At 41.6% G+C, this 25,668-nt stretch carries 23 protein-coding genes; 20 read left to right on the forward strand and 3 right to left on the reverse strand.

Features of this window, described 5'->3' with window-relative positions:
- Positions 1-13 precede the first annotated feature (13 nt).
- From EGC86_RS01365 to EGC86_RS01420, 12 genes are all read left to right on the forward strand, one after another.
- Positions 14-1,237 (forward strand): ABC transporter substrate-binding protein, encoded by a 1,224-nt coding sequence (locus EGC86_RS01365; RefSeq protein ID WP_123776823.1) that lies wholly within the window; start codon positions 14-16, stop codon positions 1,235-1,237.
- Positions 1,234-2,946, forward strand: a complete 1,713-nt coding sequence (locus tag EGC86_RS01370) for an ABC transporter permease (protein ID WP_123776399.1) — start codon at positions 1,234-1,236, stop codon at positions 2,944-2,946. The genes EGC86_RS01365 and EGC86_RS01370 overlap by 4 nt, the downstream gene beginning before the upstream one ends.
- Positions 2,947-2,998: 52 nt before the next feature.
- Entirely contained in the window at positions 2,999-3,679 is a 681-nt protein-coding gene (locus EGC86_RS01375; protein ID WP_245423082.1) for an ATP-binding cassette domain-containing protein, read from the forward strand.
- A 33-nt stretch (positions 3,680-3,712) separates the two neighbouring features.
- Positions 3,713-4,378 carry a CDP-alcohol phosphatidyltransferase family protein gene (locus tag EGC86_RS01380; protein WP_123776400.1) on the forward strand — a complete coding sequence of 222 codons (666 nt, stop codon included), beginning with the start codon at positions 3,713-3,715 and terminating at the stop codon, positions 4,376-4,378.
- Complete coding sequence (locus EGC86_RS01385; protein WP_123776401.1) at positions 4,375-5,187, forward strand: sterol desaturase family protein; 813 nt, start codon at positions 4,375-4,377, stop codon at positions 5,185-5,187. The genes EGC86_RS01380 and EGC86_RS01385 overlap by 4 nt, the downstream gene beginning before the upstream one ends.
- 219 nt (positions 5,188-5,406) lie before the next feature.
- A complete protein-coding gene (locus EGC86_RS01390) occupies positions 5,407-6,492 on the forward strand; it encodes a methyl-accepting chemotaxis protein (RefSeq protein ID WP_123776402.1) in 1,086 nt (361 codons plus the stop codon).
- A gap of 187 nt (positions 6,493-6,679) precedes the next feature.
- Positions 6,680-8,944 carry a putative bifunctional diguanylate cyclase/phosphodiesterase gene (locus EGC86_RS20960; RefSeq protein ID WP_207893026.1) on the forward strand — a complete coding sequence of 755 codons (2,265 nt, stop codon included), beginning with the start codon at positions 6,680-6,682 and terminating at the stop codon, positions 8,942-8,944.
- Positions 8,945-9,088: 144 nt separating this feature from the next.
- A complete protein-coding gene (locus EGC86_RS01400) occupies positions 9,089-9,781 on the forward strand; it encodes a 5'-methylthioadenosine/adenosylhomocysteine nucleosidase (RefSeq protein WP_123776403.1) in 693 nt (230 codons plus the stop codon).
- An 83-nt stretch (positions 9,782-9,864) separates the two neighbouring features.
- A complete protein-coding gene (locus tag EGC86_RS01405; RefSeq protein ID WP_123776404.1) occupies positions 9,865-10,872 on the forward strand; it encodes a cobalamin biosynthesis protein CobD/CbiB in 1,008 nt (335 codons plus the stop codon).
- Positions 10,873-11,070: 198 nt separating this feature from the next.
- A complete protein-coding gene (locus EGC86_RS01410) occupies positions 11,071-11,460 on the forward strand; it encodes a DUF2721 domain-containing protein (protein ID WP_011638416.1) in 390 nt (129 codons plus the stop codon).
- Entirely contained in the window at positions 11,457-12,083 is a 627-nt protein-coding gene (locus EGC86_RS01415; RefSeq protein WP_011638417.1) for a trimeric intracellular cation channel family protein, read from the forward strand. The genes EGC86_RS01410 and EGC86_RS01415 overlap by 4 nt, the downstream gene beginning before the upstream one ends.
- 67 nt (positions 12,084-12,150) lie before the next feature.
- Complete coding sequence (locus tag EGC86_RS01420) at positions 12,151-12,561, forward strand: nuclear transport factor 2 family protein (RefSeq protein ID WP_081430168.1); 411 nt, start codon at positions 12,151-12,153, stop codon at positions 12,559-12,561.
- A gap of 95 nt (positions 12,562-12,656) precedes the next feature.
- Here EGC86_RS01420 and tyrS read toward each other — a convergent pair whose 3' ends face one another.
- Entirely contained in the window at positions 12,657-13,853 is a 1,197-nt protein-coding gene (gene tyrS / locus EGC86_RS01425) for a tyrosine--tRNA ligase (RefSeq protein WP_102035989.1), read from the reverse strand.
- A 125-nt stretch (positions 13,854-13,978) separates the two neighbouring features.
- Between tyrS and EGC86_RS01430 the strand changes: the two genes are divergently transcribed.
- The 4 genes from EGC86_RS01430 (at position 13,979) to EGC86_RS01445 (ending at position 17,637) form a co-directional block, all read left to right on the forward strand.
- On the forward strand, positions 13,979-15,517 hold the full coding sequence (locus tag EGC86_RS01430; protein WP_123776405.1) for a peptidoglycan DD-metalloendopeptidase family protein: 1,539 nt from the start codon (positions 13,979-13,981) through the stop codon (positions 15,515-15,517).
- A 35-nt stretch (positions 15,518-15,552) separates the two neighbouring features.
- Positions 15,553-16,665, forward strand: a complete 1,113-nt coding sequence (locus EGC86_RS01435) for an anhydro-N-acetylmuramic acid kinase (protein WP_011638421.1) — start codon at positions 15,553-15,555, stop codon at positions 16,663-16,665.
- Positions 16,666-16,779: 114 nt separating this feature from the next.
- Positions 16,780-17,166 carry a DUF2750 domain-containing protein gene (locus EGC86_RS01440; protein ID WP_041413166.1) on the forward strand — a complete coding sequence of 129 codons (387 nt, stop codon included), beginning with the start codon at positions 16,780-16,782 and terminating at the stop codon, positions 17,164-17,166.
- Between the two features lie 6 nt (positions 17,167-17,172).
- The gene (locus EGC86_RS01445; protein ID WP_011638423.1) at positions 17,173-17,637 is read left to right on the forward strand and encodes a hypothetical protein; all 465 of its coding nucleotides are present in this window, start codon (positions 17,173-17,175) and stop codon (positions 17,635-17,637) included.
- A 391-nt stretch (positions 17,638-18,028) separates the two neighbouring features.
- On the opposite strand, the gene erpA is transcribed toward EGC86_RS01445, so the two are convergent.
- The gene (erpA, locus tag EGC86_RS01450) at positions 18,029-18,379 is read right to left on the reverse strand and encodes an iron-sulfur cluster insertion protein ErpA (RefSeq protein WP_011638424.1); all 351 of its coding nucleotides are present in this window, start codon (positions 18,377-18,379) and stop codon (positions 18,029-18,031) included.
- Between the two features lie 21 nt (positions 18,380-18,400).
- Positions 18,401-19,174 carry a DUF6776 family protein gene (locus EGC86_RS01455; protein WP_123776406.1) on the reverse strand — a complete coding sequence of 258 codons (774 nt, stop codon included), beginning with the start codon at positions 19,172-19,174 and terminating at the stop codon, positions 18,401-18,403.
- A 322-nt stretch (positions 19,175-19,496) separates the two neighbouring features.
- Between EGC86_RS01455 and EGC86_RS01460 the strand changes: the two genes are divergently transcribed.
- The 4 genes from EGC86_RS01460 to nhaD all read left to right on the forward strand — a co-directional run bounded on the left by EGC86_RS01460 (position 19,497) and on the right by nhaD (position 25,633).
- Complete coding sequence (locus tag EGC86_RS01460; RefSeq protein ID WP_123776407.1) at positions 19,497-21,221, forward strand: chloride channel protein; 1,725 nt, start codon at positions 19,497-19,499, stop codon at positions 21,219-21,221.
- 507 nt (positions 21,222-21,728) lie between these two features.
- Positions 21,729-22,748 carry an aspartate carbamoyltransferase gene (locus EGC86_RS01465; RefSeq protein ID WP_011638427.1) on the forward strand — a complete coding sequence of 340 codons (1,020 nt, stop codon included), beginning with the start codon at positions 21,729-21,731 and terminating at the stop codon, positions 22,746-22,748.
- 26 nt (positions 22,749-22,774) lie between these two features.
- Positions 22,775-24,061 carry a glutamate-1-semialdehyde 2,1-aminomutase gene (gene hemL, locus EGC86_RS01470; protein WP_011638428.1) on the forward strand — a complete coding sequence of 429 codons (1,287 nt, stop codon included), beginning with the start codon at positions 22,775-22,777 and terminating at the stop codon, positions 24,059-24,061.
- A 324-nt stretch (positions 24,062-24,385) separates the two neighbouring features.
- Positions 24,386-25,633: a sodium:proton antiporter NhaD gene (gene nhaD / locus EGC86_RS01475; RefSeq protein ID WP_123776408.1), complete on the forward strand. Its 1,248-nt coding sequence runs from the start codon at positions 24,386-24,388 to the stop codon at positions 25,631-25,633.
- Positions 25,634-25,668: the final 35 nt, after the last annotated feature.

The following is a 25,668-nucleotide window of genomic DNA, read 5'->3' on the forward strand; positions in this document are numbered from 1 at the left end:
CCTTTGGGCTGGTATAGCTCATGCTTCTGTAAACGATGTTGTAGATGTTGTAGACAAGCCGGTAACTCAAACATCAACGTCATCATGGCCAGAGATTCAATCTCGAGGCGCTAATCAAGATGTATACTTTCATGCTTGGGGCGGCGATCCGCAAATAAATCGTTATATTCAATGGGCCGCGAAGCAAGTTAAGCAGCTGTATCAAATCAATTTACACCATGTAAAACTCACCGACACCAGCGAAGCGGTCAGCCGAGTATTGGCCGAAAAATCAGCAAACAATGATCATCAAGGTCAAGTGGATCTCGTGTGGATTAATGGCGAGAACTTTGCCGCCATGGCCAAGCATCAGCTACTCGCGCCAAATTGGGTTGATCAATTACCCAACTTTAGTTTAACTGACCCAGACAATAATCCTGCGATGACCCGCGACTTTGGTGTGCCAACACAAGGGATGGAAGCACCATGGGGTAAAGCTGCGCTGACCTTTTACTACGACAGCATAGTGACCACATCACCACCACAAACCTTGCAACAATTAAGTCTATGGGCCAAACAACATCCAGGCCGATTTACCTACCCTAAACCGCCTGACTTTTTAGCCACCAGCTTTTTAAAGTACGCCTTAATTGTACTGAACAACTCACAGCCTGAAGCGATTAAAAATTTGCTTTATCAACCCGCAACAACGCAAAGCCAGGCTCTGTTATTGCCGGTATTGTGGCAATATTTAGATGAACTACATCCGCATTTATGGCGCAAAGGTAGACACTTTATGTCTAGCGGCATGGAGCTTCGCCGCTTAATCGGCGATGGAGAACTTGCTCTAGCGTTTACCTTTTCAGCCGCTGAAATTCCCGCGGCCGTTGCCCGTTTTGAATTACCCGACAGTAGCCGCAGTTATCGTATGCAAGATGGCAGTTTGAGCAATATTCATTTTATCACTATTCCCTATAATGCCGCTCATCGGGACAGCGCTAAGTTAGTGGTCAACTTTTTACTCAGCCCACAAGCGCAAGCACACAAACAGCAAGCTAATGTATGGGGCGACACCAGCGTGCTGGCACTATCAAAGCTAACTGCCGAGCAGCAAGCTTGGTTTGCCCCGTCCAAACAGTCACATCCCAGTGCCACTATTGCTAACCAAGCAATCAGCCCAGCGTTGAGCGAACCCGATCCAAGTTGGAGTAAGGTTATTACAGCGCTTTGGTTACAACGCTATGGAGTGATGCAATGAACACGGTAGCCAAGCTGTTCAATCCAATTGTGCGCTTCAGTCCATTTATGATGATGGCTTTGTTACTGATCCCAGTATTGGGTGGGTTAATTGGCGTTATTCTGCCTGCGTTTGGTTGGATCCCAGCACTCGATCAAACCCATTTTAGCCTGAATGGTTTTCAGCAATTATGGCAAACGCCGGGCATTGGCCACATGGCGTTATTGAGTATCACCACCAGCTTGGTTAGTACCTTGTTGGCCTTTTTAATCACTATATTGATCTTAGCGAGTTACTTTACGAGTCCGTGGCTGGGTTATATTCAACGCCTTTTAGGACCTATTCTGGTTATCCCTCATGCTGCTGCAGCCATTGCGATTGGATTTCTTATCACCCCGTCTGGCATGTTGTCTCGCTTAGTTTCACCTTGGTTAAGTGGTTGGGATGCACCACCAGATTGGCTATATCCACACGATGCGATGGGGCTGAGTATTATTCTAGGCGTGACCTTAAAAGAACTGCCTTTTTTATTGCTGATGGCGTTGGGCGTATTAGCACAACCCGACCTTGGGCAAACATTACGGGCGCAGCATAAAGTGGCATTAAGCTTAGGCTATTGCCCAATGACGGCATTTTTCAAAGTGGTTTTACCCAGTTTATATCCCCATTTACGCTTACCAATATTAGCTGTATTGGCTTATGCCAGTGCCAGTGTAGAAATCCCCTTAATTTTAGGCCCTAACAATCCACCGACATTGGCAGTGGCAATTATGCAGTGGTTTCATGACGTGGACTTAAGCCTACGCATTAAAGCGTCTGCTGGGGCAATATTACAAATTCAACTGACGTTATTCGTATTAGCCTGTTGGTGGTTACTCGAACGCTTAGTGAGTCAATTTGCTAAGCCGATGTTAACCAATGGCGAGCGCGAATACGGCGGCGCTATCATCCAAAAAATTACCCATGTCATCACCGCCTTAATGTTAACTATCATCGGTTTGGCATTAGTGGGAATGCTGTTGTGGTCTTTTGCTGGCTTTTGGCATTTTCCTGATGCCTTGCCACAACAATTTGTGATACTGCATTGGCAAGCGGCATCGCAACAAATGCACACGCCACTTATCGACACGGTACTGATTGCCCTCTGCGCCACCGCTGTGGCGATAACCTTAACCTTACTCACCTTAGAAGCGGAGCAGCACAGTGGGAAATCGCTATCGCTGTTGGGCAGTGTATTAATTTATCTGCCTTTGCTTATTCCAAGCATCGCATTTTTATTTGGTTTGGTGTGGTTACTTGAGCAAGTCAACAGCCAACATACTTTTATCAATGTGGTACTGGCCCATGTGTTGTTTGTATTGCCTTATGTGTTTTTATCGCTGGCCAGTAGCTATCGTCGTTTAGACCCACGCTTTAGTATTGTTGCGGCCAGTCTTGGTGCCACTAAAGCTAAAATATTTTTCAGGATTAAACTGCCCATGTTAATTGGGCCGATATTCATTGCTTGCGCACTCGGTTTAGCCATTAGCTTTAGTCAATACTTACCCACTTTGCTTACCGGTGGTGGGCGTATTAACACCATAACCACCGAAGCAGTTTCGCTCGCCAATGGTGGAAGTCGCAGGATCAGTGCCGTATATGCGTTAATGCAAATGATCCTCCCTGCTTTAGGTTTTTTACTGGCTTGGCTATTGCCAAAGATCATTGTCAAAAATCATCGCCAAAAATGATGACCAAAATGATTACCGAAATGTTAGTTAAGCGTCAGCAACAAGGAAAATAATGCAAACATTCGCGAGTACTGCCAACCGTTCAAATACAACCTCAACATCAGAACTCACCATTGATGGGTTGATTTTGAGTCGCCAGCAACAACACTTACTATCATTAAGTGCGACTATTCGTGGCGGTGAAATCTTAACCATTATGGGGCCGTCTGGCAGCGGAAAGTCAACGTTATTAAATTGGTTAACGGGCATGTTGCCAGCGGGATTTAGTGCTGAAGGTCAATTGCATTTAAACGGCCAAAATATCACCACAACGGCCAGTCATTTGCGCCACATAGGTTTGCTCTATCAAGACCCATTATTGTTTCCGCATTTATCTGTGGCTGGCAACATCGGCTTTGCCATGCCGCCAAGCTCCAAAGTACAGCGACAAGCGGCAATTAGTGAAGCATTAACCCAAGTGGGTCTTGGCGGATTAGAGCAACGTGACCCACAGAGTTTATCTGGCGGTCAGCAAGCCAGAGTGGCATTGCTGCGAGTATTACTAAGTCAACCTAAAGCCATATTATTAGATGAACCCTTTAGTAAGCTCGACAGTCAATTACGTCAAGAGACCAGACAGCTCGTTTTTGATCAAATACGCCAACACCAGCTACCCGCCATTATGGTCACTCACGATCAAACTGATGCCGATGCAGCCGAAGGTAAGATCATCTCACTTGATAAAATAAATTGAATAAATAACCAATCGATTAATTGGAATAACCTTATGCTAGATAGATTTATCGCACCAATAATAAAACCACTGTTAGCACCAGTAGTGCAGCTATTAGACAAAAAGAATGTCCATCCTGATCAGCTCACTTTAGTGGGTTTCGGTTTAGGTATGTTGGCAGTACCGTTACTGGCATTACAACTTTGGTATGGCGCGTTATTTTTTATTGCACTGAATCGGATTATCGACGGACTCGATGGCGCCCTTGCTCGCCATCAGAAACACACCAGTGCTGCGGGTGGCTATTTAGATATTTGTGTCGACTTTCTGTTTTATGCGGCCATTCCGCTCGGGTTCGCCTTAGCCAACCCTACTGAAAATGCCTTAGCCGCGGCAGTGTTGTTAACCGTGTTTATCGGCACTGGCTCAAGCTTTTTGGCCTTTGCCATACCGGCGGAAAAGCTACATTTGCCTCGACCACAATTTGCCAATAAGAGCTTTTATTTTTTAAACGGCCTAACCGAAGGCACAGAAACCATCGCCTTCTTTGTCGCATTTTGTTTGTGGCCGGCTTATTTTCCTGAGCTTGCCTATAGCTTTGCTTTTTTAGGCGCGATTACTATCTTCACCCGTATACATGGTGGCTATCACACTCTGAAAAATCATACGTTGAAAAAAAACACTTCAGTTAATCAATCTCAACGAGGTAAATCAACATGATGGACGATATTTCATCCATTCGACTCGGGGCATTTTTAACGATATTGATAATCATGCTTTTACTGGAGTTTTGGTTGCCTGCTAGGCATTTGCCCAATAGAGCCAACGCACCGAAACCAGCTACGCGCTGGTTTGGCAATATCGGTATATTGGTTATTTCAGCAATAGCAGCCCGAATGGTATTACCAATAGGATTAGCAGGTATTGCACTGTACTGTCAGCAACAACAATGGGGACTGTTCAATTATATTGCATTACCTGATTGGGTTAGCATCACCATAAGCTTATTGTTATTAGACCTGCTTATTTATTGGCAACACAGGCTGTTTCATCGTGTCCCATTATTGTGGCGATTACATAAAGTTCATCATGCTGACGTTCATGTCGACAGTACGACTGCGTTGCGATTTCACCCACTAGAAATTATCGCCAGCATTGGGGTTAAAGCATTAGCGATCATCCTACTAGGGGTACCATCCAGTGCAGTGATCTTATTTGAGATTTTATTAAATGGTTTAGCCATATTTAACCATGCCAATATCCGGTTATCACCAAAGCTAGAACGCATCGTCAGAACCGTATTAGTGACTCAAATATTGCACCGAATTCATCACAGCCAAATAATGCGCGAGAGCAACAGCAACTTTGGTTTTAGTATTGTGTGGTGGGATCGGTTATTTGGTACCTATTCTGCTAAGGCGAGTAAAGCAGACGAGGACCTCGATATAGGGTTAATCGAATACCCAAACGCGAAACAAAACGCTTGGCTAACAGGGTTATTATGGATGCCGTTTACCCATAAAAAATAACGGTTTGATTTGGTTTTAATTAACACTGGTTTTACACCATACGTGCAATTAAGCCCAACTCACTGTATTTACTCCACAAATAGAACGCTGTACCGTAAGGTGTGAATTTACAGAAGTATTTATTATACATTTTTGTGATATGTGACTGCCGAAGCACTTGATTAATCGATGATACTTTACCACTATATTGTTAATATATTGCTAAAGGATAGAGATACTATGATCGGTTTCACCCAAAGTTTGAAAACTAAAATAGCCGATTTAGAACACCAATTAGTCACTCATAAACAGCAACATTCAAATGACTTAAATCAATTACAACTGACAATTTCGCAGTTAAGTCAGCAATTAAATTACTCTAATAGCCAATCGGAATATGATTCCGCACGCGCCAATTTACAATTACTGGGCGCAACGATGCTCAACGATATTCGCGACACCACCTTGGCAAACTCAATTAAGTTAGATGAAGAAAAACAAATGCTATCTGAATTAGATAAGTTATTTAATCAGACACATGTAGCGATTGGTAACTTAAAAAAACGAGCTGGGCATCTAAATGAGCATGCTGAAAAAAGCATGGCTACTGCCGCAGACTTAAATCTTTCGGCCAATGGAATAAGTAGTTTAGTTTCATCTATACAGCAAATTTCTGAACAAACCAATCTACTTGCTCTTAATGCAGCCATTGAAGCAGCAAGAGCAGGCGATGCAGGTCGTGGCTTTGCGGTGGTGGCAAGCGAAGTGCGCCAACTGGCCAGTAATGCTCATGATGCCAGCGCTAATATTGAAAAATTAGTCACCACGGTCATTGAACAAACAGAACAAATTAAGAGTGTAGTCATTACCAACCAAACTTGCTCTAGGGATATTGCAGTATCGTCAGAACAAATTGATCAAGTGGTGACTGATGTATTACAAAGCTCAGGCGTGATGAAACGAGTTATTGGTGAAGCCTCTATGACCGCTTTCTTAACAACAGTAAAACTAGATCACAGCGTATGGAAAAGTAATGTATACAGCGTGTTGGCAAATAAAGATCTAAATGCCTGTGTTAATAGCCACACTGAATGCAGACTTGGTAAATGGTATTACCAAGGCGAAGGTCAAAACTTTGCCAGTTTATCCAGTTTTAAAACTATTGAACAACCACATACAACCGTACACAGTGCAGGCAAAGCAGCTGTTATAGCCATGCAATCGGGTGATGAATCGACTATTTTGACTCATCTTGAAACCATGGAACAGGCAAGTATCGATGTAGTTCGAGCAATCGATCACTTGCTCATGCAAAGCCAGCAGTAAAATAACTTAAACCATTACAGTCCTTAAATATAAACCATTAAAAATCATTACTTAATCAACGGTTATGTGACGATTAGTTGTATTTACAATAATTTGCACTTTTTCAAGGTTAATAAACATCCAATATATTGATTTAAAAAAAGTATTACGGTCTAATAACATCATGGTAATTAGCACATAGTATTGTATGAGTTTTCTGAATGATTTTTTCCTGCTAAACGATGATAACAATGCAAATGAGTTAATAGACAACTGGCGAATAAGTGCACTAAGGATAATTTTATCCTCGGGTTTATTACTGTGCCTTGCGATCGCGTTTGACACCTTTAGCTCAGCCTTTCAGCTCAATTATTTATGGGTTATCGCGAATACCTTAGGTTTCACTTCGATACTATTTTTACTGCTACTAGCCAGTAAGCGATTTTATCATGCTTGTGCACATCTACTCCTTGTAGCCATAGTGTTGGCAAGTTTTGTAATGAACTTAACTCTAACTGACTTAACCTTAGCGAAAATTGGCAGTATGCTGATATTTGTTTGTCCAGCGATTGCACTTATATTGTTAGGTCGTAGAGTGGCAATCTGTTATGCCTTATTAAACATCGCGCCATTTTATATCATTTTGCATGATATCGACCTGTCTCAATACACCAATATAGATAAGCAACTCCCTGATGCAAGTTGGTATATTACTGGAGTGGTTTTTCTATTTTTTAATATCTGTGTGCCTTTAGCAGTAGCAAGAACCATTGTCGCGGCTAAACGTCTCAATGAAGCAACATTAAATTCAAACGCTTATCTAAAAAGTAAAAATGAGCTTTACCACACTTTTTTTGCAGAATCGACTACCCCGAAGATCATTGTCGATGATATGGGGAAAATCACTGATGCTAACCAACAAGCTATTGATTTACTCAAATTACCTAAAACATTAAATAGCGAAACGTTATTGCTTTCGTCTGTCATGCCAAACTTAAAAACTTGTGACGCAGCTAAGCAAGAACAAATATTGCACTTCAATAATACCTATCAGCGAGTTGTCCATCAGCAACTAACCGATGCTAACTTTTGTGTTTATGAATTTCATGATTGCAGCGCAGAACAGAGCATTAAAGCTAATTTGGCCGCCATGGAACAAGAGAACAGACGTCTACGTTATCGCGATGCACAAACACAGTTGCCGAACCGAGATTGGTTTGAACTGCAATGTGACCGCCTAATAGCAAAATATCGAAAAGGCTTTTATGTGGTTGTGGCTCAAAGCGCCAATAACGACTATTTAAATATAAAATTTGGTAACCATAATTCCCAAACCATCACTAAAACAGCCTTTAAACGGCTGCGTAACGATATTGAAGGACCTTTATTATGTGCTCATATTGGACCAGGGAAAATTGCCTTTATTCTTGGTAGCCTTAACGAAACGGATCTTTATAGTGCCTTGCCTAAAATCAAACATATTTTAGATGAAGATTACAATTTACTAGGAGTTAAGTCTTCGCAATCATTTCTATTTGGTATTGCCCATTGCCCAGAACACGGAGATGCAAGCGGTAAAGTTGTCGCTCATGCTATCGAGGCGCTTAAATTAGCCAATACCCACGATGTATTTAGCTTATATGACCAAACCAATTCACAAAGCTTTTTAGAGAAATATGAAATATCGATGTTGCTCGATGAAGCACTACAACAAGGTGAGCTTACCGTTCATTATCAACCTAAAGTCACTGCATCAGGACAATGTATCGGCCTTGAAGCGTTGGCTCGATGGCACAGTCCCATTTTAGGTACTGTATCACCAGCGGTATTTATCCCTATTGCAGAAGAGTACCGAATGATCAGCCGTTTAACTGATTTGGTAGTACAAAAAGTTTGCTCGCAAATCAACCAATGGACCCAGCAAGGGCTTAACTGTGTACCGGTAGCGATTAATATCTCATTAATTGACTTCAGCCAAACTGACTTTATGTCTAAGTTAGTCAAGCATTTGGCAGACTTTACTGTCAGCCCGAAACAAATTGAGCTGGAGTTAACCGAAACCTCATTAGAAGCCAATCAAGCTCACTCGTTAATATTAATGAAAACCTTACAATCATGGGGATTCACTATCTCGGTGGATGATTTTGGCGTGGGTTATTCCAACATCGCGCGCTTAGCTGACTACCCTATCAATAAACTTAAGTTAGACCGTTCACTAATAAGCCAAGTTACCACTTCAGCTCGTCAGCAAAGCCTTGTCCGAGCCATTCATAACATGTGTGAAGAACTCAGTATAAAATGTGTTTCAGAAGGCGTAGAAACAGCTGAGCAGGTAAAGATTATGGCTGATATGGGCTGTAAGGAATTTCAAGGGTTTTATTTTTCAAAACCCATTACGCCAAAGCAATTTTTTGCTCACGTCAGTCAAAAGGGACTGGTATTTGAGCATCAAGACACTTTAATAAAAGCTTAGCAATAAGTACAAAAATAATGAGGAAACTAATCATATGAAACGTGACATACATAATAATAAAATGAGTCGGCTTTTTTACTAACTTAAAGCGACCATGGTATATTAGCGCCCATTCGTATTTGCTCATTCTGTTAAGGTTCACTCATGAAAATCGGTATTATTGGCGCAATGGAGCCAGAAGTTGTTCATTTAGTTCAAGCTATTGTACAACCAGTACATACAACAATTGCTGGCATCGAATTTATTAGCGGCAGCATTGCCGGTAAAGACGTGGTAGTAACCCGTTCAGGTATCGGTAAAGTGGCAGCCAGTATTGCGACCACATTGTTAATCGAAAAGTTTGCCGCTACCCATGTAATTAACACCGGTTCTGCTGGCGGTTTTGTTGATTCATTGGCGATTGGCGATATTGTTATTTCATCAGAAGTGCGTCATCACGATGTAGACGTGACAGCGTTTGGTTATGAAATTGGCCAAATGGCTCAGCAACCTGCTGCATTTATGCCTGATAGCACCTTAGTTAATGCGGCCAAAAGCGCTGTCGCTGAATTAGGTGAAGTTAAGGCAATTGAAGGGTTAATTTGTACTGGCGACAGCTTTATTTGCGATCCTGTTCGCACAAAAGTCATGCGTGAAAACTTTCCAACAATGGCAGCTTGTGAGATGGAAGGCGCAGCGATTGCACAAGTATGTCACCAGTTTAACGTGCCATTTGTAGTTATTCGCTCGCTATCAGACAATGCAAATAATGACTCACCAGTTGATTTTGACTCGTACATAATCAAAGCAGGTATGCATTCAGCAATGATGGTTATTGCTCTATTACAACAGCTGTAATCGGTCTACACTTAGCTCGGACTCGCTATGGGCCGAGCTAAGCTCGCTTCATAAACAATACAACAGCACATTATTGAGTATCTATGGTCAATCAATTATTCAATCCTCAATTACTGAGCCAAGACGGCGGATTGCTTCAGAGCTGTTGTATTTTATTTTGTGCATTAATATTAGCTCGCTTCGCGCCAATTCCCCGAGATTTACAGCCCCTATTATGGTTCAATCGTTTAGCGGTATTAATTTCCAGTAAAGTTAACCACCCAGAGCGAGCGGTGAGCCAGCAACTTATCGCTGGGATTTTAGCCACACTTATTTTGATAGTACCTAGCGGGATTATCGTCAGTTTCTTACTCAGCCTTGCCGCCTACCCATGGTTTTTCGAACTCATTATCTTGTATTTTTGTTTATGTGATTCAGCTTTTAAACCAGTAGCAGAAAAGGTCGTTACAGCAATAAAAAAGGGTAATAAGCAGGACGCAAAACAACTACTCACCCCATGGGTAAGCCAAAATACTCAAGTGTTGTCTGAAGTCGGTTTAAGTAAAACCACCATTGAGAAGTTATTCACAACTCCCATTTACGGCACCTTAGCAACCATATTGTTTTTTAGTTTAGGCGGCGCCACCATGGCATTAGTGGTGCGGATGTTAAGGCAATTAGAACATTGCTGGCCACCGTATCATCCAAACTTTCATATTTTTTCAAGTTTTGTTGGCCAATTCAATCGGGTGATTTTTTTCATTCCAACCTTGTTATGGCATTGCTCGTTAGCTATTCAGTTTGGACAACTGGGTATGAGGTCTATTTTTTCGCAGCCAATATCAGCTCAAGCCAATAAAAATCAGTTAAATAATCATTACAGCAGTTATGCATTAGCGGCTAAGTTATTGAAAATAGAGCTTGGTGGCCCCCAGCAATTTATCGAAAATGGTAAGACAATTCGGGTCGATTTACCGAAAGTAAAAGCGGGTCCCTTGCCAGATCATCATTACATAAGCCAAGCAATCACAGTGACACAAACCGCTAACCTATTCTGGATAAGCTTAACGTTATTATTGCCATTAATATGGACAGGATTAAGATTACTTTAAACGTATAAATATTGTTTTAAACAGGCTATTATTTAGCAATTATGAATCAATATTTGTCTATTTTGTCTGTGCGACTTATTCGCTTGTTAATATAAGAATATTACATCACAAGGTAATTGCATTTTTACAACATATTAACCTTTTAAATAACAAAAAATTGATTATTGTCTGCTTAAAAACCTGTTTAGGAATATAGCTTTGTTCAACAACTTACATGTATCGTTAACGACTCCGGCATTATTATTCCCAGCAATTTCTTTATTGCTATTGGCCTACACTAATCGTTTTTTTTCGTTAGCGGCATTAATCCGACAATTAAGTAACGACAAAAAACCGGTGCAAGGCGAGCAAATTAAAAACTTACGCCAACGCATTATTATCATCCGAAAAATGCAAGAAGCTGGTGTCAGCAGCTTTGCCCTATGTGTGTTTTGCATGATTTTGATTTATGTTGGTTTTAACCAAATTGGTTCGGTAGTCTTTGGGTTAAGTTTATTACTGTTATTGTATTCGTTAATTTTATCTGTAATCGAGATCCGTATTTCAGTCGATGCTCTCACGATTCACCTTGAAGAGTTAAGTAAATGAGTCAGTGGATCTATTTTTTTGATTTATGTGGTACCGCGGTATTTGCCCTTTCGGGAGCGTTAGCTGCGGGTAAGCATCGTATGGACCCCTTTGGCGTTATCGTGTTGGCTTCTGTTACTGCAATTGGTGGCGGCAGTATTCGCGATGCGTTAATAGGTGCCACGCCAGTTTTTTGGATCCGCGATCCTAATTATATGCTCGTCATTCTTGCGACCGTAATAACCTGCTTAGTGTTAGTGCGTAAACCGCATAAATTACCCCCACGCTCATTATCTATTGCCGATGCACTCGGTTTAGCACTATTTACCGTAATTGGTGCAGAAAAAGCCTTATTGCTTGAATTATCTGGTATGGTCGCGGTAGTCATGGGATTAATAACCGGTGTCGGTGGTGGTATTATCCGAGATTTGTTATGTAGGCAAATTCCAATGGTGTTGCGAACGGAAATTTACGCAACCGCTTCCATCGTTGGAGGGATCTGTTATACCTTAAGCATATTTGTCGGCATGGATAGCATGACATCGATGTTGATCGCTATGTTCAGCACGCTAATCATCCGTCTGAGTGCTATCCGCTGGCACTTATCTTTACCGGCTTTTGATTTGAAAACAAAGAGAATTTAATGTGCGAATAATCTTCATATTATGCTGTTTGCTATTGAGCTTTCCGAGCAAAGCCAATATTGGCGATATGCCACGAGAACAACAACTTGCGATGCAATACATGGAAGCGCTCACGGATCATGACTATACCGTCCTGCGTCGTTTCTACTCTCGCGACACAGTATTTTACGATAAAACAGCCAATACGACTTACACTGGTGGTCGGCATATTATTGCGTTTTTACAACGGGCTCACGAAGGCGTATTAGAATACCGTTTAAACGTAGAACACATGTTTAATACCGGCTCTCTCGTGGTGATTATCGGCAGTTACCGATTACGAGGTCCCGGCGATCAATATGGTAAACCCGGTAAAATTATCGACCTTGCAGTACCAGGCGTCACCACACTAAAGTTTGATAACAATACTGAGCGCTTAATTGAACAAATGGACTTAATGGATTATCAGACCATGTCTGACCAACTAGAATCTCAGTAATGTTGCCCGCATCAATTAATCATCGATTGACCATGTATCAGACATAAAAAAACGGCTTAGTGATAAGCCGTTTTTTTATTCGTTAACATTCGTGATTACTTTAAAATCACTTTAGCAAATTTGCGTTTACCCACTTGGAATACCGCTTCAAGACCTGCATTAAAAATTTGGCGACTGTCTTCAATCTTCTCGCCATCCATTTTAACTGCGCCTTGCTTAATCATACGCATACCGTCAGAGGTTGAACCCACAAGGCCTGCATCTTTAAGTAAGTTAGCAATGGCTATGCCTTCGCCCGCTTCTAATACCACTTCTTCGATGTCATCAGGAATGGCACCTTTTTGGAAACGGTCGATAAAAGCTTGATGTGCCGCTTGTGCTTGCTCTTCATCATGAAAACGAGCAATGATTTCTTTGGCTAACAAAATCTTGATGTCGCGTGGGTTTGTGCCATTTTCAACGTCTAACTTGAATTGGGCTAATTCAGTTAACGGACGGAATGACAACAGTTCAAGATAACGCCACATTAAGTCATCAGAAATCGACATCAGTTTGCCAAACATTTCGTTGGCAGGCTCGCTCACACCAATATAATTATGCGCCGATTTAGACATTTTCTTAACGCCATCTAACCCTTCAAGCAATGGCATCATGATGACAGTCTGCGGCTTTTGGCCTTCAGATTTTTGCAGTTCACGGCCCATAAGCAGGTTAAACTTTTGATCTGTTCCGCCTAATTCAACATCGGCTTTCAATGCAACTGAATCGTAACCTTGTAATAAAGGGTACATAAATTCATGGATCGCAATAGATTGACCTGATGCATAACGCTTTTTAAAGTCGTCGCGCTCCATCATTCGGGCAACGGTTTGCTGTGATGCTAAGCGGATCATGCCAGCAGCGCCTAATGGCTCTAACCAGCTAGAATTAAATTCGATGCGGGTTTTTGCTGGGTCTAAAATTTTATAGACCTGCTCTTTATAGGTTTCTGCGTTAGCAAGCACTTGTTCACGAGTCAGTGGCGGACGGGTGCTGTTTTTACCACTAGGATCACCGACCATACCGGTAAAATCACCAATCAAGAAAATCACTTCGTGACCAAGCTCTTGAAAAGTACGCATTTTATTCAAGATGACCGTGTGACCTAAATGAATATCTGGAGCGGTAGGATCTGCACCTAACTTGATGCGTAATGGACGCCCTTCTTTCAGTTTCTCAAGCAAATCCGCTTCAAGTAATATCTCATCGGTACCGCGCTTAATCTCTGCCAATACTTGATCTAAATTCGCCATCTCTACTGCAACTCCCAGGGCTTGCACAAAAAATAAAGAGGTCTATGTTACTTGTTAGCCACAGCAAATGAAAGAGTGTACACTTAGCGGATAATAACGAAAGAGAGAAATTGGTAACAGAGTCAATGGCAAAGCTTCTTACTTTATTCACATTGCTGCCAAAAGCACATCAAATCACATTATCTTTACTGGTGATTCTAACGACATTTATTCTGATGTTTCCATCGGAAGACGCTCAAGCATCTAAACAAACCCGATTGGTAAGTCAATCTGCTGACAAATCAGATATAGAAACCAATGAACGTTATGCTATTCCCTTAGCCTTTCGCACCCCAACTGCACCGAGTCATAATGACCGTATCGTTGATGATGAATCGACTGATTTCATATCAAATGATGCCCTTGCATCAAGTGATAATAGTGAAGAAGTAAGCAGTGGCGAAACTCCTGACGATGAAGCATTTTCCCAACATCTTGCCATGTTGCAAACCAGTACTTCTGATATCGATGGCATGATTAATGATCTCGATCAGCAAGTTGCCACTCAAAAAGCCAAAATAAAACAACAAACGGCTAACGATGATTATAGTGTTGAATACTATGAAGTCGCTAAAGGCGATACCTTAGGCGGCTTATTTAGCCGTGCAGGACTCAGCGCTAAAGATGTCTATGACATTACCCAATTACCCTTAGCGAAAAAGAATCTGCTAAAAATTATGCCGGGCGAAGAAATCGCCATCAGCAAAAATGCACAAGGTGAATTACAAGAATTAACCTACCGCATGGATAAAGTGTCGACCTTAATTATCAGTCAACACAATGAACAATACAAAGAAACGGTGAACACTAAAGAAGTCGTTAATCGCACCTCGTTTATTAGCGCCAATATTAAAAGCAACTTTTGGAATGCCGCTGCCGATGCAGGCTTGTCTGGTAACCACATTATGGAGTTGGCCAATATTTTTGGTTGGGATGTCGACTTTGCCCTCGATATTCGCAAAGGCGATCACTTTTCGTTGTTATTTGAACAAGAATACGCCGACGGTCAATTTTTACGTAATGGCAATATTCTTGCGGCAGAGTTTATTAATCAAGGGGAACGTTACACCGCAGTACGTTATACCGACGGTGAATACTATTCAGAGAATGGCAGTAGCATGCGTAAAGCCTTTTTACGATCGCCAGTAGACTTTAAATATGTCAGTTCTAACTTTAACCCGCGTCGCTTGCACCCAGTAACAGGGCAAATTAAAGCCCACCGCGGTGTTGATTATGTCGCCGCCATTGGCACGCCGATTAAAGCGGCTGGTAAAGGTAAAGTGGTTGAGGCTGGTTATAACCAGTTTAATGGCAACTATGTCTTCATTAAGCACAACGAAACCTACACCACTAAGTATTTACATTTAACTAAGCGCAAAGTAAATCGTGGTGAAACGGTTAAGCAAGGCCAAATAATCGGTACTCTGGGTAAAACAGGCCGAGTCACTGGCGCTCATTTACATTATGAATTTATTGTAAATGGGGTTCATCGCAATCCACGAACTATCGATTTACCTAAATCAATGCCAATTGATCGCAGAGAGAAGAACAAATTCGCTGCACTCAGCAAGCAATTGATGACAAAACTAAAATCAAATCAACAACAGCAATTGGCAAGTAATTAATAAACGGTTAATTGCTGCTTACAGAGAGTCACTTCATGTCTAAGCCAGAATATTTTATCGGTCTAATGTCAGGCACAAGCATGGATGGTGTGGATGCGGTGTTGGTTGATTTTTCGGCCGAACACCCCGTGCTAATCGCCAGCCATACAGAAGCTATTCCTGCGCATTTATTAAAAGGTTTACAGCGTTTATGTCAACCCGAGACAGATGAAATAAACCGCTTAGGTAGGCTCGACCGCAGTGTCGGCAAATTGTTTGCTCAAGCCGTTAATCACTTATTAGCGAAAACAACAGTGACTGCTGCGGAGGTTATCGCGATTGGTTCTCATGGACAAACCGTGCGTCACATGCCCAATTTAGAAATGGGCTTTACCTTGCAAATTGGCGACCCAAACACCATTGCCATTGAAACCAATATCGATGTTATTGCTGATTTTAGACGTAAAGATATCGCCCTTGGTGGCCAAGGCGCACCGTTAGTTCCGGCGTTTCATCAACAAGTGTTTGCTCAACCTGGCCACTCAAGAGTTATTTTAAACATTGGCGGTATTGCCAATATCACTTATTTACCCGGCAATAGTGAACAAGTGTTAGGTTTTGATACAGGCCCAGGTAACAACTTAATTGATGCCTTTATTCAACAAAACTTAAACCAACCTTTTGATGAAGATGGTGCTTGGGCAGATTCTGGTACTACTCATCCAGACTTACTCAAGCAGCTATTATCACACTCTTATTTTTCACTAGCCTACCCCAAAAGCACTGGCCGAGAGCTATTTAATCGAGCTTGGCTTGAGCAACAACTCGCTGACTATAGTCATTTGGATCAACAAGATATTCAATCCACATTACTTGACCTTACTTGTCATAGTATTGCCAATGACATTAATAAATTGTCACCCAATGGGGAGTTGTTTGTTTGCGGCGGTGGCGCGTTAAATAAAGCCTTAATGCAGCGACTAGCCACTTTGGTTCCCGGCTATAAAGTCGATACTACCAGCGCTTTAGGTGTTGATGCTAAATGGGTTGAAGGGATTGCTTTTGCATGGTTAGCAATGCGTTATCACCATGATTTACCCGCAAACTTACCGGCCGTCACGGGTGCCTCACGCACTGCTATATTAGGTGGTCGCTTTAAAGCAAGATAAATACACCAATATGTGCGGTTTACTTTTGCAATTGTGGCCTCAATGTTATGATGCCCACAAATTTGCCCAATCGTTTGAAATTGGGCAAAGCCGTAACTTAAGATGAGAGTCAATATGAGCAACAAAACCAAAAGTGTGTCTGAACTGATGAATCTAACGCCAGAAGGCCGTTACGATTATATGGTTGAACAAATTAAGTCAGAAAAAATCATTTGGACACTTCAAGATCAAGATGGTTGCGTAATGTTAACCACTGAAGATGAAGATTGTATTCCAATGTGGCCATCTGAAGAAACGGCTGCACTTTGGGCTGTTGATGAATGGAAAGACTGTGAACCATTAGCTATTCCACTAGACGAGTTTCAAGAACGTTGGGTGAGCGGCATGGAAGATGATGATTTATTTATTGCAGTGTTCCCAGTACAAGAAGACTTAGGTGTCGTTGTGCCGCCGTTTGAAATGAACGAACGCATTTCACCAAAGAAACAACAAAAGCATTAATGCGTTATGACAATAATCAGCTCTGAATCAAACGAAGTAGATAAGGTAACCGTCAAACCACGTTTACCTAAACGACTTATTGGCTTAATGGTTATCTATACATTATCGTCCATCAGTGGATTAATGGCCGCCAGTTCACTATCAGAGTTAAGTGCAATGTTATGCATTTTGACCTTGATGATGGTATTAGCAATTATCGGTCGCCAAAAAGCGGGCTTATATCTACTGCGGGTTTACTGTCTCTTGCAACTGCTGTTGTATAGTCTGCTACCGATTATAATGTATGACCCTGATAATTTGGTTGCCGGACCGACGACATTTGATTTTGGTTTATTTCAAGCCGTAGTGCCCGATTGGCTTATATACTCGGTGCTGATTACGTTAGGTATTGTGCAAGTGTGGATTAGCTTTAATACTAAAGTGAAAGCGTGGTTTAAACCGCGAATGAACCTCAATATTATGAGTAGCTGATAAGCGGTTGTATTATACCATTTCCATTAATTATGTGACCAATCAGAGTCGCTCAGACTGTTCAGTTTGAGGCGCATTGTTGAAACAATGGTTATTCAATGCAACAAAGAAATGGACTGTCTGAGCGTCTCCTGCAAGGCGGGTTTCTGTGCCTTCTATGCTGCTTAATAGCATTTTGACGTAGAGCAACTATGCCTACAATCCTATTATTTGCCTAGAAGGCACAGAATTCCCGCTGAATGACCAGATAATTAGTGGAATTGGTATTATTCAAAGATGTTGTCCAGAAATCAAAAAAGCCGTCGAAAGACGGCTTTTTATTATATAAATCCATTCTAAAGTGAGAGAGTAATCTCGTCTATAGCGTGGTTTATTGCTGCAGTGAAACTCATTACACTGAGAAACTAGCCCCGCAGCCACATGTCGTGGTCGCATTAGGGTTTTTAACAAAAAAGCGTGAACCTTCAAGACCCGATGTATAATCCACTTCACCACCAACAAGGTACTGAAGACTCATTGGATCAACAACCAACTGCACACCTTGCTTTTCAATGGTGAAATCACCTTCGTTGACTTTTTCATCGAATGTAAAGCCATACTGAAAACCAGAGCAACCGCCACCGGTTACATATACACGAAGCTTTAATTCAGGATTCTGTTCTTCTTCTAACAGACCTTTTACTTTTATCGCCGCCGCATCGGTAAATTGGATCGGCATTGTTGCATCAACTTGTTCAGTCATTACTACCTCTTACTTCGGTTTCTACTGAGAATTATCCTTTACCTGACTATTTTGTTCAAGTATTACCCGCAGTTCTTTTTCACCCATCAATAGCTCTGGCACATTAAACACTTGTTCAATCTCACCGCCTTTTACCCCACGACTCGCTGCGACCTTCACTTTGACCATAATTCGTTGTAAATTAAAACCACTTGGCAGCACAAAATCGCTGTCCATAATTTGAAAGTAATTGAACTCAAATTCCAGCTTTTTATTAATTAACTCGCTCAAAGACAGTTCAGCTGGCCCGCCATTTAGTGTGCCGAGCAACAATACAGTGGCGTTGGTTTTCACTTTCACTTTGCGTTTTTGCAACTGGGTTAAGATTAATCGTAACTGATATTGCTCGGAAGCTACACCTTGAGATAATTCCACCCCATGAATTGCCACCCCTTCAACATCAGCATCGGTAACCATAACACTGCGATAAAATGCTAATTCTTTTTCTAACGCTTTCTGTTCAGATAATTGCTGACTAAACATTTCTTGCATTTCTTTATTGGCATTATCAGCAATACTTAACGCTAAATTTCGACTTGCAAGCGCTTGCGCTTGCGTCTCGAGTTCTTGCAATAATTTACGCTTACCACTGGCGCTATTAGGTGTAGCCTCTGGTGCAAATGAAAGCCATAGGTTAAAACTTATAGCTCCTAACAAAAAACATACGATCATTAATCCGATTAAGTATATGCTTGAAGTCCGGTTTTTACGTTCTAAAACTTGCAGTCTGTCTAACCAGCGGTGATAGTTTAACATTACGTTACAACCTTTTAATAAAATACAGTATGCTTGATGAAGCTTATTTGCGTAGTGCTTATTTTTCTGTAGAGCTTAACATCTTGTTCAAATCCTATGCATTGTAAATAAGGTGCTAATGATAATAATTAGCTTGCCAAATAAAACTTTGCCAGCCAACGTAAAGAGCTAAAAAAACATGCGCAGGCAGTACTTTGGCCTGTTAAAAGGCGTTAGTGCAAATTGATGGAGAGTAATAACATGACACATACGCGTTATCGGCCAATCAATAAACAACAGCCAAAGACAACCCTAAAATATCCACAGACCTTAGAGTCAAACCGTGCAATTTAAGATAAATAAAGCCGCTATTATTCACGCCAAAAGAGCTACGCGCAAATATCTACGTAACGAATTTAGAGATAAGTTATCTCAGGCTAAAATTAGTGTGCAACTTTGTGCACTCGCACTGTTGTTTGCCATCATTGCCTCACTAGTGATCATCTTATTCCGGTTAAGCTTGGTGTGGGCAGAACAATACCTACATGCAGATTCCATGAGCTTTAGCTCAACCTTAAGCGATTGGCGATCCTACTTACCTTTAATTGGCGCATTGCTTATTTGGTTGCTGTCATTGTTGGGATCAAAGCGATACCGGCGCATGGGCATTGCTTATGTATTGCATCGATTTAAATTGCACTACGGTAAGGTACCGCTTCAATCAGCTGCTGGACAGTTTTTCCAAGCATTAATCGCGCTGATGACCAATTTCTCTGTCGGAAAAGAAGGCCCTGCGATTCACTTAGGCGCAGTGAGCGCCAGTGTTATGGCTGAGAAGTTTTCATTACCAGACAATAGCGTACGCATTATGTGTGCTAGCGGTATTGCCGCCGGTATTGCCGCCACCTTTAACGCACCACTTGCTGCGGTTTTGTTTGTGTTTGAAGTCATTGTACGAGAGTACAAAATTCATTACTTCTTCCCTATCATGCTATCTGCCATTTGCGGCGCGGTATCAAGCCAACTTGTGTTTGGTAATATTCACGAATACGATTTGATCAATGTGATCCATATTCCGCTCGATCATTATCCTATTTTACTCATTGGCGGGCTTGCGCTGGGATGTGTCGCTGCCTTATTTAACTTTTCACTGATGAAAGTTACTGCGACAGGCCAGCACTGGCCATTAATTTATCGACTGCTCATTGCTGCAGTAGTCACAACGCTAGTTGGTTTAGTCATGCCACAGGCATTAGGCTCGGGCGATTTCGCCATTAATGAAGCCATTAGTGAGCATCCTAGTTTACTGTTTTTAATCGCGCTGTTATTAGCAAAAATGTTGGCGACCATTGCGGCTATTGGCTTTGGCGTACCAGGCGGACTCATCGGCCCTCTCTATGGTATTGGCGCATTAATCGGAGCAATTCTAGCTCTAGTCAGTAGCATAATATTTCCGTCAATTGCGCCTTATGTTGGGCTATATACCGTGATTGGGATGACGGCGATGATGGGGGTTTGCCTGAGTGCCCCCCTAGCAGCATTAGTTGCACTTCTTGAATTAACCAACGATGCTTCGATTATTTTACCGGCCATGTTTGTCACCATTCCAGCATTTTTGGTCGCGTATCAAGGATTTAACACTAACTCTATCTTGCTAAAACAACTAGATATTATGGGGCTTGGTTACAAAGTCGCTCCGCTTAATCAAGGGTTGCAAAAGAAAGGTGTTAGAGTGTTAATGGATAAGCGATTTGTCATTGTGAATGATGATGATGAACTGCTACTTGAAGTACTAAAACGGGCAGCCGGTCGCCCAGTACTAGTGCGTAATGCTGAGGGAGAAATTGAAATGCTGCGCCTTGAAATGCAGTCCTTTGAAGATTCGACCACGCTATCACGTCTTCCTATGCCGGGGTTACCTGACACTGCCACCTTAAATGAAGCCTATGAGGCACTGGTCGCGAAACGCTCCGGCGAAGTGTATATCTATCGAGGCACGAATCAAAAAGTGGTTGGGGTAATAAGTTGGACTAATTTACTTCAAGAAATTCGCTCAGGTCAGGTATAGTCCCAACCGATCCTCGGTATAACCTCTCACTGAGATACCGAATGGAATAAACCAATTCAATCTATCTATTTATAGAATAGGCCTATTGGCTAGCAAGACACATTAACACCTTGATAGCAGGTTATTTTACAAGAAAACTAGAATGCTTAAATATTGGGATAATAAGCGTTTCAACAAACGTTAAGTTACCCAAAAAGAGGCTACATTAGCGCTATGAAGTTTGAGAGGGTCTGTAAGTATGCTGCTCATTCAGCTGCTAAATTAATCATAAAGTCGAGCAACTCAATTCAGTTAAAATAGACACTAAAACCCTCTGAATGTTCTTCATAGCAGCAAGTGAATCTCAAAGTTCAGCACGGTTATTATATTTATCTGGTGGTTATTTTCTGCTACAATTTTGCCTCAGCCACCCTACACATAATCTCTATAACACTCTATATAATAATACGGTAAAATAGCATGCTGTTCTGGTGAATATTTTGCCCCCAAACTTTGGAAATCAGGCTGATGACACAGTTCGAAGGTTCACATATCCTTTCAGTAAACCAGTTAGATCTGGATTCGATTAACACTATTTTCAACGTCGCTAACAAAATGACCCCTTATGCTTTGCGTGAAAAACGCACCAAAGTGTTGGAAGGTGCCATTTTAGGCAATCTGTTTTTTGAACCCAGCACCCGAACTCGTGTCAGCTTTGGCTGTGCCTTCAATTTACTTGGCGGACATGTAAGAGAAACCACAGGAATGGCATCATCGTCATTATCTAAAGGCGAGTCGCTTTACGATACCGCCCGAGTGCTCTCGACCTATTCTGATGTGATTGCTATGCGTCATCCAGATGCCTACTCCGTCAAAGAGTTTGCTGAAGGCAGTCGAGTGCCAGTGATCAATGGCGGTGATGGGCCAAATGAACATCCAACTCAAGCCTTGCTGGACTTGTTTACCATCAAAAAAGAATTAAGCCATTCAGGTATGGGTATCGATGGTATGCATATTGCCATGGTGGGTGACTTAAAATATGGTCGCACTGTGCATTCACTTTCGCGCTTACTTTGTATGCATAAGGACATTAAGTTCACATTGATATCGCCAAGTGAGCTAGCAATGCCTGACTATGTGATCGCCGACATTGAAAATGCTGGCCATAAGATCACAATAACCGAACAACTTGAAGGTAATTTACATAATGCGGATATTTTATATCTTACCCGTATTCAAGAAGAGCGCTTTCCATCACAGGAAGAAGCCAATAAATACCGTGGTAAGTTTCGCTTAAATCACAATATTTATACGCAGCATTGCAAATCAAATACGGTGATTATGCATCCATTACCTCGTGATTCACGCGCGCAAGCAAATGAACTCGACAATGATTTAAACAGCCATCCAAGTTTGGCTATTTTTAGACAAGCCGACAACGGCTTACTTATACGTATGGCACTTTTTGCATTAACACTTGGAGTTGCAAACCAACTCGAAAAGTATGAGTGCCCAGTAAACTGGTATTCACGTAAAGCCGATAGATAATTGGCACATAATATTAAGGATTAGACATGACCCGTTCCGAAGTTTTATTTGAACAGGCTAAAAAAACCATTCCTGGTGGCGTTAATTCACCTGTACGCGCCTTTAATGGTGTCGGTGGTTCACCTTTGTTCATTGAAAAAGCTGATGGCGCTTATATTTTTGATGCCGATGGTAAAAAGTACATCGATTATGTAGGTTCATGGGGACCGATGATTTTAGGCCATAACCACCCTAAAATTCGCCAAGCGGTATTAGACGCGGTTGATAATGGCTTGTCATTTGGTGCGCCGACTGAACTTGAAGTGAAAATGGCTGAAAAAGTCATTTCTATGGTGCCATCAATAGAACAAGTTCGTATGGTCAGTTCAGGCACTGAAGCCACCATGAGTGCAATTCGTTTAGCCCGTGGTTTTACTAACCGTGACAACATTTTAAAATTTGAAGGCTGCTACCATGGTCATGCTGACTGCTTATTAGTAAAAGCAGGTTCTGGTGCATTAACGTTAGGACAACCAAGCTCTCCTGGCATTCCTGAAGATTTTGCTAAACACACCTTAACTGCAACCTATAACGACCTTGATTCTGTCCGCGCTATATTTGAACAGAATCCTGAAAGTATCGCTTGTATCATCCTTGAGCCTGTTGCCGGCAACATGAACTGTATTCCACCAGTGGAAGGATTTTTACAAGGTTTACGTACAATTTGTGACGAATTCGGTGCGTTACTGATTATTGATGAAGTGATGACCGGCTTCCGTGTATCTATGAGCGGCGCACAAGGTCACTACGGTGTAACGCCAGACTTAACCACACTAGGTAAAGTGATTGGCGGCGGCATGCCTGTGGGCGCATTTGGTGGCCGTAAAGATGTTATGCAATTTATCGCACCGACAGGCCCTGTCTATCAAGCGGGTACGTTATCTGGTAATCCTATTGCGATGTCGGCAGGCTTAGCGCAAATGGATGCATTGTGTGAACCCGGTTTATATGAAGCACTAGCTGACAAAACAAAGCGGGTTGCAGAAGGCTTTAAAGCCGCAGCAGACAAACATGGTATTCCATTAAATATTACTTATGTGGGTGGCATGTTTGGTTTCTTCTTTACTGAAGATAACACGCCAATGACCTCGTTTGCCCAAGTCACAAAATGCAACATGGAGCATTTCCGTCATTTCTACCATGCCATGTTAGATGAAGGTATTTATTTAGCGCCAAGTGCTTATGAAGCAGGCTTCATGTCTATGGCTCATGGTGATGCTGAAATTGAATATACTTTAGCTGCTGTTGATCGCATTTTTGCGGCAATGAAATAAATCAACTTCATCGCTTAACCTCATTTTAGGTTAAGCAAACTGTTGGTAACAAAAATAGGATAAATAACTAAGTTGTTTATCCTATTTTTATTTGTGTTAATAAATTTCTATCCCCTTTCTCCGAGTTCATTATTTTATCCACGACTTTGGTCGATAATTAACGAAAAAAACTGTGATCTATATTGCGAAAATGCCCGTGGTGTGATTTGATCGCCCCGCCAAACGGAAAGCTTAATTCAACCTTAAAATAAAGACTGAATTAGGTTAGCAAAAATTCAGGGTAATGATGTTGATTACCTACAACACAAAGTTGGAATTGCAGTCATGCTACATACCTTTCTCATCTCACTTGCAGTGCTTGCGCTGTTAAGTATCGTGCTCGAAGAAGTTACCCATATTAATAAAGCCAAAACTACCTTGTTCCTTGGCTGTATAGCTTGGATCACCTTGTTTATTGCTTCTGGTAGCCCAGAAAAAAGTAAACTCGTGGGTGAAAATCTTAATGAAAACTTATTAGAAATTGCCACGTTATGGCTGTTTTTAATGTCAACTATGACCTTTGTTGCTTACCTAAATGCTAAAGGCATGATCCAAGTATTGGTGCAAAAAATATTTCCACAGCAAGTGTCTGTTCGCATGTTGATGATCCAAGTGGGGATGTTTTCGTTAGTGCTGTCGACTTTTTGTGACAACGTGACTGCCACCCTCGTGTCATTAGGTTTACTAACAACCTTTAATTTAGACAAACAAATGCGTCGCCGTATGGCAGTGTTAATTATCTTTGCGGTGAACTCTGGCGGGGTTGCTTTAATCACAGGCGATGTCACGACTTTGATGATTTTCCTTGCAGGTAAAGTGCATATTTCTGAGTTGTTAATCCTGTTTATTCCTGCAGGCATTAGCGTCATGCTCCTAGCAATATTGTTTTCTCTCAAAGCTGAAGGTCATGTGAGTACGACTCCAATTGAGCAAAATTACAATACCGTTGATATTGTCATCGGAGTAATTTTCTTCACCACCATCGTATTAACCATGGTACTTAACGTGCTATTTGGCGTTCCTCCTGTATTAACTTTCTTATTTGGCTTATCGGTAATGTTCTTGGTGGGTCGCACTAACAAGAGTAAAACCGAAGAAGTTCAAGTATTAGAATACATTCGCCAAGTTGAGTTCGACACCCTACTGTTCTTCTTAGGTATCTTGTTACTGGTTGGTATGCTTAAAGAGATTGGTACGCTTAACCTATTAACTGAAGTCTATGGCATGTATAACCCAAGCATTTCTAACTTCTTTACCGGTGTAGGCTCTGCACTATTAGACAACGTGCCATTAACCGCAGCGTTATTAAAAGCGGATCCTGTACTGACAACAGCGCAATGGTTAGGCTTAACCTATTCGGTTGGCGTCGGTGGATCGTTATTAATCATCGGCTCGGCGTCAGGCATCATCGCGATGAGTAAAGTTGAAGAACTAACATTTGTAAGCTACTTAAAATATGTTCCAGCATTACTATTATGCTACTGCATAGGTTATGGATTAACGCTGTTTTTAGCCAATAACATTCACGGCTAATATTACGATTTTTCAAATAAAACAAAGGCGCTAAT

This window comes from Shewanella frigidimarina (assembly GCF_003797125.1).
GTDB lineage: Bacteria > Pseudomonadota > Gammaproteobacteria > Enterobacterales > Shewanellaceae > Shewanella > Shewanella frigidimarina.

Bases quoted from the DNA above. Each gene is read 5' to 3' on its own strand.
- EGC86_RS01370 (WP_123776399.1), top strand. From the start codon at position 1,234: ATGAACACGGTAGCCAAGCTGTTCAATCCAATTGTGCGCTTCAGTCCA.
- EGC86_RS01375 (WP_245423082.1), top strand. From the start codon at position 2,999: ATGCAAACATTCGCGAGTACTGCCAACCGTTCAAATACAACCTCAACA.
- EGC86_RS01380 (WP_123776400.1), top strand. From the start codon at position 3,713: ATGCTAGATAGATTTATCGCACCAATAATAAAACCACTGTTAGCACCA.
- EGC86_RS01385 (WP_123776401.1), top strand. From the start codon at position 4,375: ATGATGGACGATATTTCATCCATTCGACTCGGGGCATTTTTAACGATA.
- EGC86_RS01390 (WP_123776402.1), top strand. From the start codon at position 5,407: ATGATCGGTTTCACCCAAAGTTTGAAAACTAAAATAGCCGATTTAGAA.
- EGC86_RS20960 (WP_207893026.1), top strand. From the start codon at position 6,680: ATGAGTTTTCTGAATGATTTTTTCCTGCTAAACGATGATAACAATGCA.
- EGC86_RS01400 (WP_123776403.1), top strand. From the start codon at position 9,089: ATGAAAATCGGTATTATTGGCGCAATGGAGCCAGAAGTTGTTCATTTA.
- EGC86_RS01405 (WP_123776404.1), top strand. From the start codon at position 9,865: ATGGTCAATCAATTATTCAATCCTCAATTACTGAGCCAAGACGGCGGA.
- EGC86_RS01415 (WP_011638417.1), top strand. From the start codon at position 11,457: ATGAGTCAGTGGATCTATTTTTTTGATTTATGTGGTACCGCGGTATTT.
- EGC86_RS01420 (WP_081430168.1), top strand. From the start codon at position 12,151: ATGCCACGAGAACAACAACTTGCGATGCAATACATGGAAGCGCTCACG.
- tyrS (WP_102035989.1), bottom strand. From the start codon at position 13,853: ATGGCGAATTTAGATCAAGTATTGGCAGAGATTAAGCGCGGTACCGAT.
- EGC86_RS01430 (WP_123776405.1), top strand. From the start codon at position 13,979: ATGGCAAAGCTTCTTACTTTATTCACATTGCTGCCAAAAGCACATCAA.
- EGC86_RS01435 (WP_011638421.1), top strand. From the start codon at position 15,553: ATGTCTAAGCCAGAATATTTTATCGGTCTAATGTCAGGCACAAGCATG.
- EGC86_RS01440 (WP_041413166.1), top strand. From the start codon at position 16,780: ATGAGCAACAAAACCAAAAGTGTGTCTGAACTGATGAATCTAACGCCA.
- EGC86_RS01445 (WP_011638423.1), top strand. From the start codon at position 17,173: ATGACAATAATCAGCTCTGAATCAAACGAAGTAGATAAGGTAACCGTC.
- erpA (WP_011638424.1), bottom strand. From the start codon at position 18,379: ATGACTGAACAAGTTGATGCAACAATGCCGATCCAATTTACCGATGCG.
- EGC86_RS01455 (WP_123776406.1), bottom strand. From the start codon at position 19,174: ATGTTAAACTATCACCGCTGGTTAGACAGACTGCAAGTTTTAGAACGT.
- EGC86_RS01465 (WP_011638427.1), top strand. From the start codon at position 21,729: ATGACACAGTTCGAAGGTTCACATATCCTTTCAGTAAACCAGTTAGAT.
- hemL (WP_011638428.1), top strand. From the start codon at position 22,775: ATGACCCGTTCCGAAGTTTTATTTGAACAGGCTAAAAAAACCATTCCT.
- nhaD (WP_123776408.1), top strand. From the start codon at position 24,386: ATGCTACATACCTTTCTCATCTCACTTGCAGTGCTTGCGCTGTTAAGT.